General features: G+C 53.0%; 6 protein-coding genes. 5 read left to right on the top strand and 1 reads right to left on the bottom strand.

Features of this window, described 5'->3' with window-relative positions; translation table 11 throughout:
• Positions 1–162: 162 nt before the first annotated feature.
• Positions 163–708 (bottom strand): oligoribonuclease, encoded by a 546-nt coding sequence (orn, locus tag RC73_RS10035; protein WP_039034500.1) that lies wholly within the window; start codon positions 706–708, stop codon positions 163–165.
• A 112-nt stretch (positions 709–820) separates the two neighbouring features.
• Here orn and rsgA point away from each other — a divergent pair, with 112 nt between their 5' ends.
• From rsgA to RC73_RS10010, 5 genes are all read left to right on the top strand, one after another.
• Entirely contained in the window at positions 821–1,885 is a 1,065-nt protein-coding gene (gene rsgA / locus RC73_RS10030; protein WP_039034499.1) for a small ribosomal subunit biogenesis GTPase RsgA, read from the top strand.
• Positions 1,886–1,916: 31 nt separating this feature from the next.
• The gene (gene asd, locus RC73_RS10025) at positions 1,917–2,780 is read left to right on the top strand and encodes an archaetidylserine decarboxylase (protein ID WP_039034498.1); all 864 of its coding nucleotides are present in this window, start codon (positions 1,917–1,919) and stop codon (positions 2,778–2,780) included.
• Between the two features lie 2 nt (positions 2,781–2,782).
• Positions 2,783–3,673, top strand: coding sequence for a DMT family transporter (locus RC73_RS10020; protein WP_405130411.1), 891 nt, complete (start codon positions 2,783–2,785; stop codon positions 3,671–3,673).
• Between the two features lie 75 nt (positions 3,674–3,748).
• A complete protein-coding gene (locus RC73_RS10015) occupies positions 3,749–6,955 on the top strand; it encodes a mechanosensitive ion channel domain-containing protein (protein ID WP_039034496.1) in 3,207 nt (1,068 codons plus the stop codon).
• A gap of 6 nt (positions 6,956–6,961) precedes the next feature.
• Positions 6,962–7,681, top strand: a complete 720-nt coding sequence (locus RC73_RS10010; RefSeq protein ID WP_039034495.1) for a glycerophosphodiester phosphodiesterase — start codon at positions 6,962–6,964, stop codon at positions 7,679–7,681.
• Positions 7,682–7,683 lie beyond the last annotated feature (2 nt).

Here is a 7,683-nt window from a genome sequence, read left to right as displayed (position 1 = left end):
ACCTGTACCTTGGCAAGGTACCGCTCTACCAACTGAGCTAATGTCGCATTTCCACTTACTTTAACCGTTCACACTGGTTACCACCAGCGGAAAGGTGAGGCCGCATTATATGGAAATTTCCATCTGCTGCAACCCCCTGAAACAGATTTATCGTCCGATCGCTCAAATTTTAAATACTCGCTCACGGTAGAACTTCAGTTCGGCGATCGACTCTTGAATATCCATCAACGCCTGATGAGTATTTTGCTTTTTGAAATCCTTCATGATTTCTGGCTGCCAACGCTTAGTCAGTTCCTTCACCGTACTGACATCGATATTGCGGTAATGGAAGTACTCTTCCAGCTCACGCATATACTTGTTCAGAAAGCGTCTGTCCTGACCAACACTGTTGCCGCACATGGGAGACACGCCTTTAGGCACATACTTACTCAAAAAGGCAATAGTCTCAGCTATGGCGTCAGCCTCTGTGTGTTTGGAGGCCTTCACCCGCTCAATTAGCCCGGAAGCGCCGTGATGCTGTTGATTCCAATCATCCATGGCGGCTAACACTTCATCACTCTGATGAATTGCTATCACTGGCCCTTCACCGATAATGTTCAGCTCCTTGTCTGTAACCAAGGTTGCTATTTCCAATACTCTATCGGTTTCAGGCTCCAGCCCGGACATCTCGAGATCGATCCAAATCAGGTTATTTTCATCCGCAACCATAGCTCAGCCCACCGTTCCAGTTCGCCTAAATTCAGGCTTTTTTATTTAAGACCGTGTATCATACTGCTTTTTGCCAAGACACAAAATCACCTTATACCGCGAAGAGCTGCCTGTGAGTAAAAAGAAACCATTGAGCCATGGCCAACTGCGCCGTATGAAAGCCAATCACCAGAAGCGTCTGCAACGTGGGAAAAACGCTACTGAGACTGCCCCTGAAATACAAGATAGCTCACTCGGCCCCGAACTGGAGGCCACGGTTATTTCCCGTTTCGGCCAGCATGCCGATATTGAAACCCATGATGGCCAACTGGTTCGTTGTAATCTTCGCCGCACCATAGGCAGCCTGGTTACCGGCGATAAAGTGGTGGTACGTCTGGCGACCGACCCACAAACTACCGTCGCAGGAGTGGTTGAAGCCGTCCACCCACGCAGCTCGTCACTGACCCGGCCTGATCTCTATGATGGCGTTAAAGTTATTGCCGCCAATATAGATCAAATTTTCATAGTTTCATCTGTACTGCCCAGCTTTACCACCCAGATTATTGACCGCTACCTGGTGGCGGCAGAAGACACAGAGATCCCGCCGGTGATCATTCTCAACAAGGTCGACTTGCTGGATGAGACTCAGGCTGTTGAAGTAGAAACCGCCCTGGCCCGCTACCGTGCTATCGGCTACCCGGTCTATAAAGTCAGCAGTAAAACCGCTGAAGGGATAGAACAACTGAAAACCCTGTTGCAAGGCAAAACCAGTGTATTCGCCGGGCAATCCGGGGTAGGTAAATCATCTCTTATCAATGCCCTGCTACCGCAGGCGCAGTTGCAAACCGGGGAAATATCGGAAAATTCAGGCCTGGGTCAACACACCACCACCACGGCGAAACTACTTCACCTGCCCAGCGGTGGCGATCTGATTGACTCACCCGGGGTTCGCGAATTTGCCCTCTGGCACTTACCTGCCGACCGTGTCGGCTGGTGCTTCGTGGAGTTCCGGGATTTTCTCGGCGGCTGTAAATTCCGCGACTGCAAACATCTGGACGATCCCGGCTGTGCATTGCGTAAAGCGGTAGAGGAAGGCAAAATTGCCGAAGACAGATTCAACAATTATCACAGAATTATCTCCAGTCTGGATGAACAGCGTCACGCCCGCCACTTCCGCGCCGGCATGGACGACATTTAAGCTGGCAAAGCCCATTTGAAGGAAGCAAAAATTGGATAAAGTGAAGATTGCACTGCAGTACATGCTGCCCAAACACCTGTTGTCCCGCCTGGTAGGGAAACTGGCAGCGGCCGAAGCCGGCAAGCTGACCACCTGGGCTATTCGCTGGTTTATCAAACAGTACAAGATAGATATGTCAGAAGCGGCCCAAAGCGAGCCTGAAGCTTACAAGAGCTTCAACGCTTTTTTCACCCGCGCCCTGAAAGACGGCGCACGCCCTCTGTATCAGGACTCAGAATATATAGTGCACCCGGTCGATGGCGCCGTGAGTCAGTGTGGCCCCATTGAAGACGGCCGCATTTTTCAGGCCAAAGGTCATCACTATTCGGCTCTGACCCTGCTGGGCAATCAGGCCAAAGATGCCGAACGCTTCGAAGACGGCGACTTTGCCACCATCTACCTGGCTCCCAAGGACTATCACAGAATCCATATGCCCATCAAAGGCACGCTGTCGAAAATGACCTATGTGCCCGGCGAACTCTTCTCAGTCAACCCGTTGACCGCCCGCAATGTACCCGGGCTGTTTGCCCGTAACGAGCGAGTGGTCGCCATATTCGAAACCGAAATTGGCCCCCTGGCCATGGTATTGGTCGGCGCCACCATAGTGGCCAGTATAGAAACCGTTTGGGCTGGTACTGTCACGCCGCCGACAGGCAAGCGCGTGTTTACCTGGGAATACCCCACCACAGGGCCGGATGCCATCACATTGGAGAAAGGTGCCGAGATGGGCCGCTTCAAATTGGGCAGTACCGTGGTCATGCTGTTTGCCAAGGACGCCCTGGATGAATTTGCCGATGGTGTTGAGCCAGGTGCCGTAACCCGTATGGGTACACCTTTTGCCAAAATAGAGGACTGAACTTGTCTGCCAAGGGGCAAGCACGTACAGGCCTGACAGAACTGCATCTGGCGGTACTCCTGTTCGGAGGAACCGCCCTGTTCTCCCGACTTATCCCCTTAAGCGCCCTCGATATCACTCTGCTGCGCTGCATTATCGCCGCCATAGTTCTGGCGCTGCTGGTTAAACTTAGTCGTCAACGCCTGCGCTTGCTGCGCGGCAAAGATTACCTCATCGCCCTGTTGCTTGGGGTGATTGTCAGCCTCCATTGGGTGACCTACTTTGCGGCGATGCAACTCTCCTCTGTCGCCATCGGCATGATAGCCTTTTTCACCTATCCTGTGATGACAGTGCTGGTCGAACCCTGGTTTACCGGCAGTCGCTTACACCTTAGAGATCTTGTCAGCGGTTTGGCAGTATTGCTGGGGGTGATTCTGCTGATCCCCGAGCCGTCATTGGGCAACGACGTTACCCTTGGGATCCTGGTTGGGATTGTTTCCGCCATCTTGTTCACCGCCCGCAACCTATTGCACAAACGCTACTTCACCGCCTACAGCGGCCAGCAAGCAATGTTTTATCAAACCGCGGTGGCAGTGCTGGTGTTGGCCCCTTGGCACAGTCTTAATGCCGGTGACATCAACAACCAAACCTGGGGATTGCTGCTGCTTTTGGGAGTCGTCTTTACCGCGGCGCCCCATGCCTTGTTTACTTCCGCACTCAGATACTTGAGCGCCAAAACAGTCGGTTTAGTTTCCTGCTTGCAACCCTTCTATGGCGCTATGCTCGCCTGGTTACTGCTGGATGAGTCGCTGACGCTGACAACCGCCATCGGCGGTACTCTGGTGGTAGCAACCGCCTTGTTTGAAACATCACAGAGTCACAAATCACAAGCCCCGAAAAAGAACCTTGGCTGACATATCAAAACCCGCTTAACTTAGCTAATATGAGCTGTCGATTCACTCTTTGTATTTAACTCTTTGAATTTAACTATGGTTCGAGCCTGCATCCTGCTGTTTTGTCTCTTTTTTGTCGCCACCGCCCAGGCCAACTCGCCACTGGGGTTGGATAAACGCCTGGGAATTAATCAACAAAACACTGAAACCCTGTCGCAGGAGCAACAACTGGCGCAGTTGGAAAAAAGCATTCAACAACTTGCCGACACCAACCGCAGCTATCAAGAATTGCAACTTAATTTCGAAAGCCGACGCCAGCATCTTTATGATCTGCTGCAGGAAGCCGCTGCACCACTTAAGCCCGAACGCCATCAGGATCTGGATCAGCAGGCCTCCATGGCCTATCTGCGCCTTTCCGAACTGAAAGAGAGTGAAACCAGCCTCAGTCAGGCCAACAGCGCCATGCTCAAGCGCCATAGCGAATTACCTGCCGAAATAGTAAAAATCAGACAGGCCCTGCTGCAACAGCAAAAGAGTCAGGCGGTGGCCGGTGACAATGCCGCCAAAGAGCTGCAACAGGCACAGTTGTTATTGCTGGAGCAACAGCTCACCACTCTGGAAAGCGAACTGGCGGTCAGCCAACAAAAGCGCGAACTGCATCAGTTACAACTGCAACTGGTACGCAAGCAGTTGCAGCAACAAGAGCTGCTTATCGAACAGCTTAACCGCGCCATTACCGATGCCAGGCAGCAGCAGGTCAATGCCACACTGGCCGAAACTCTTAATGCCGAGGCTGATGGCCGCGATCGCCTGACCACAGAGCTGAGTCTGGCCAACCAAAAGTATGGTCAGCAGTTACAGCAATTGACTGAGCAGACGGCACAGACCATTGCCCTGCAGGAGCAGGCGGAGAAGCAGGATCAGTCCCACAGCAAGCAACTGGACAACATCAAAGAGCAGATCAGCTGGGTCAAGATGAACCCGGTTTTCGGTGAGCGCTTTTTGCAGATCCTGCAGTCACTGCCAAAGCCCCCCAACCAAGAACACCTGCAAACCCAGATAGCCGATGCCAGACTCAATCGCTATCAGATTGAGCAGCAATTTGCCGCCAATGAGCAACTGCTAACGACCCAAGCCTACAACAATGAATCTCAGTTACGACTGCTTGAATCGCAACAGGCCTTGCTGAGTCAGTTATTGAAAGGCTATGACACCTACCTCAGTGAACTGGCCAAGCTCAAAAGCAAGTATGAGCTGCTCACCGACAGCTATCAAAGACTCAAATCCACCCTCAATGAACACCTGTTCTGGGTGCCCAACGCCTACAGCATCAGCAAGCTGTGGCTGACGGATCTGCAGCGCTCCAGTCTCTGGCTCTGGCAACAAACCGACCTGCCGGAAATAAAGCAGGGGCTGACCGAACTGAGTCCTTACTGGTCCTGGTGGATCATCCTGGCGGTGTTGTGTCTGGTAGCACAGGATATTCTCACCCCCAGATTCAAGACCATGATGCGCGAATGTGAGGCGCCGGTCGGCAAGGTGACCCAGGATAAGTTCATCTACACCATCCAAGCGCTGCTAATCAGCGCCGGTTACAGCTTGTTCAAACCCTTTCCCATAGTGGCGGCCGGCTTGATTATGCTGCAGTCCGACAGTAACCCCATTCAAGCCATAGGTATGGGCGTGCTGGCTATAGGCAGCCTGTACCAGCTCTATCGCTTCATCTATCTGCTGGCACTGGACAAGGGCCTGCTTATAGGCCATTTCAAACGGCCACAAGAGGTGATCCGCCAGGGCCAGCAGCGTTTTCGCCGCTTTATTATCATGACCATGCCCTTGGTGGGCGTCATGGGCTTTACCGAAATTCTCGACTCATCTCTGGTGCGCAACAGCATAGGCCGCGGCGCCTTTATTCTGTTCTGTATCATGCTGTTTATGCTCTATCGGGACGTACTGACTCTGTCCCGTCGCTATCGTGAAAGCCATCTGGACGACAAGAATAAGCGTCTGCTGCAAAAGCTATTGTGGCTACTGTTGTTGCTAGTGCCGCCACTGAGCGCCGTGTTGGCATTCAGAGGCTACTACTTCACCGCCTTCCAGATGCTGCTGCAGCTGCAGCTTTCTTTACTGCTGGGACTCGGCTTTCTGTTGCTGTACCAGTTGCTGAAACGCTGGATGTTGATTGAAAGGCGCCGCATCGCCTTCGATCGCGCCAAGGCCCGCCGGGCCGAGCGTCTGGCGCAGCGGGAAAAAGGTGATACCTCATCAAGCAACAACGATCATCAGGACACCTATGAAGAGCCGGTTGTCGATTTGGAAACCATGTCCAGCCAATCACTGGGGTTGGTGAGATCCCTGCTGCTGCTGGCGTTTCTCGCCTGCCTGGTCGGCCTGTGGACCCAAACTCATACCGCCCTATTCAGCTTCCTCGATGGCATTACTCTTTGGACTACAACGACTACCGGGGTAGGCGGAGTCGAGCAACCGCTGCCCATCACCATGAAATCACTGGTATTTGGCGCTATCGTGGTCGGCTTTTCCATGATGATAGCCACCAACCTGCCCGGCCTGTTGGAGCTGACTATACTGCAAAAACTGGATCTCACTCCAGGAACCGGCTTTGCCATCACCACTGTGACCCGTTACCTGGTGGTCTTTATCGGTATTGTCATCGGCTTTGCCACCCTGGGGATGGAGTGGTCCAAGCTGCAATGGTTAATTGCAGCGCTGACTCTGGGTCTTGGTTTTGGTCTGCAGGAGATCTTCGCCAACTTTATCTCGGGCCTTATCATACTGTTTGAAAAGCCGGTGCGGATCGGCGATACCGTCACTATTCGCGACCTTACAGGTACGGTATCCAAGATCAAAATCCGCGCGACCACCATCATAGATTGGGACAGAAAAGAAATTATCATCCCCAACAAGGCCTTTATCACAGAGCAGCTAATTAACTGGTCGCTGTCGGATCCCATTACCCGGGTGATCATCTATGTTTCGGTCGCCAGGGATTCAGATCCCGCTAGAGTGGAGGCCGCGCTCTACCAGGCGGTGAAAGAGTGTGAGAACGCACTGGAGACCCCAGAACCGGAAGTCTGGTTCGCCGGTTTCGGCAAGCACACTCAAGACTATGAAGTCAGGGCTTATGCCAAAGATATGTCTTCCCGCTGGCCGCTGCGCCACGATCTGCATAAGCGGATCAGCAAGAAGCTCAAGGAGAATCAGTTGGAGCTGGCCTACCCTCAGCTCGAAGTGCATATCAGCAACACGCACAACAAAGACACCAGCGGTATTATCAGAGGTTAATCGCAGATGTTGATTTTCGCACACCGTGGCGCCAGTGGTTATGCGCCGGAAAACACCCTTAAGGCGATGGCGCTGGCACTAGAGCTTGGTTGTGATGCAGTTGAACTGGACGTGCACCACGCCGATGGTGAGCTCTGGGTGTTTCATGACCGCCGTTTAAGTCCCAAGAGCGACGGCAAAGGGCTACTCGCGCAGCAAAGCAGCAGCTATCTAAGACAGCTGAGGGTCGAGGGAGAGCCTATCCCTACCCTGCGCCAGGTACTTGAGCTTATCGAGGGGCGCATGACGGTCAACATAGAGCTCAAGGGAATAGGTTGCGTCGAGCCTTTTATCCAGCAATACCCGCAGCTACTGCAACTCGGCTACCAGCCAGAGCAACTACTGGTGTCTTCATTCAATCATCTCTGGCTCAAACAGGTAAAACAGCAGTTGCCCGAGATACCGGTAGCGCCACTGCTCGAGGGGATAGCGCTCAACCAAGCCGCCGTGGTCAGTGAGCTCAAAGCCTGGTCACTGCATCTGGATATCAGCTTTATCAGCCGTGAACTGGTTGCCGATGCTCATCAGCGCGGCGCCAAAGTGTATGTCTATACCGTAGATGATGCCGATGATATCAGGGCGCTGGCGGCGCTGGGGGTAGATGGAATTTTTGCCAACTATCCAGACAAAGCCGCCGCCGCATTGACTCAGGAGTCACAAACCGACTACCGCCACTGGTTTGAGTGAGC

The organism is Shewanella sp. ECSMB14102, assembly GCF_000813075.1.
In the GTDB taxonomy this organism is placed as follows: domain Bacteria; phylum Pseudomonadota; class Gammaproteobacteria; order Enterobacterales; family Shewanellaceae; genus Shewanella; species Shewanella indica.
The sequence above is the reverse complement of the archived record's forward strand: the minus strand, read 5'-3'. Positions and strand labels throughout refer to the sequence as shown.

Coding starts and splice junctions, on each gene's coding strand:
- orn (WP_039034500.1), bottom strand. CDS start 708: ATGGTTGCGGATGAAAATAACCTGATTTGGATCGATCTCGAGATGTCC.
- RC73_RS10015 (WP_039034496.1), top strand. CDS start 3,749: ATGGTTCGAGCCTGCATCCTGCTGTTTTGTCTCTTTTTTGTCGCCACC.
- RC73_RS10010 (WP_039034495.1), top strand. CDS start 6,962: ATGTTGATTTTCGCACACCGTGGCGCCAGTGGTTATGCGCCGGAAAAC.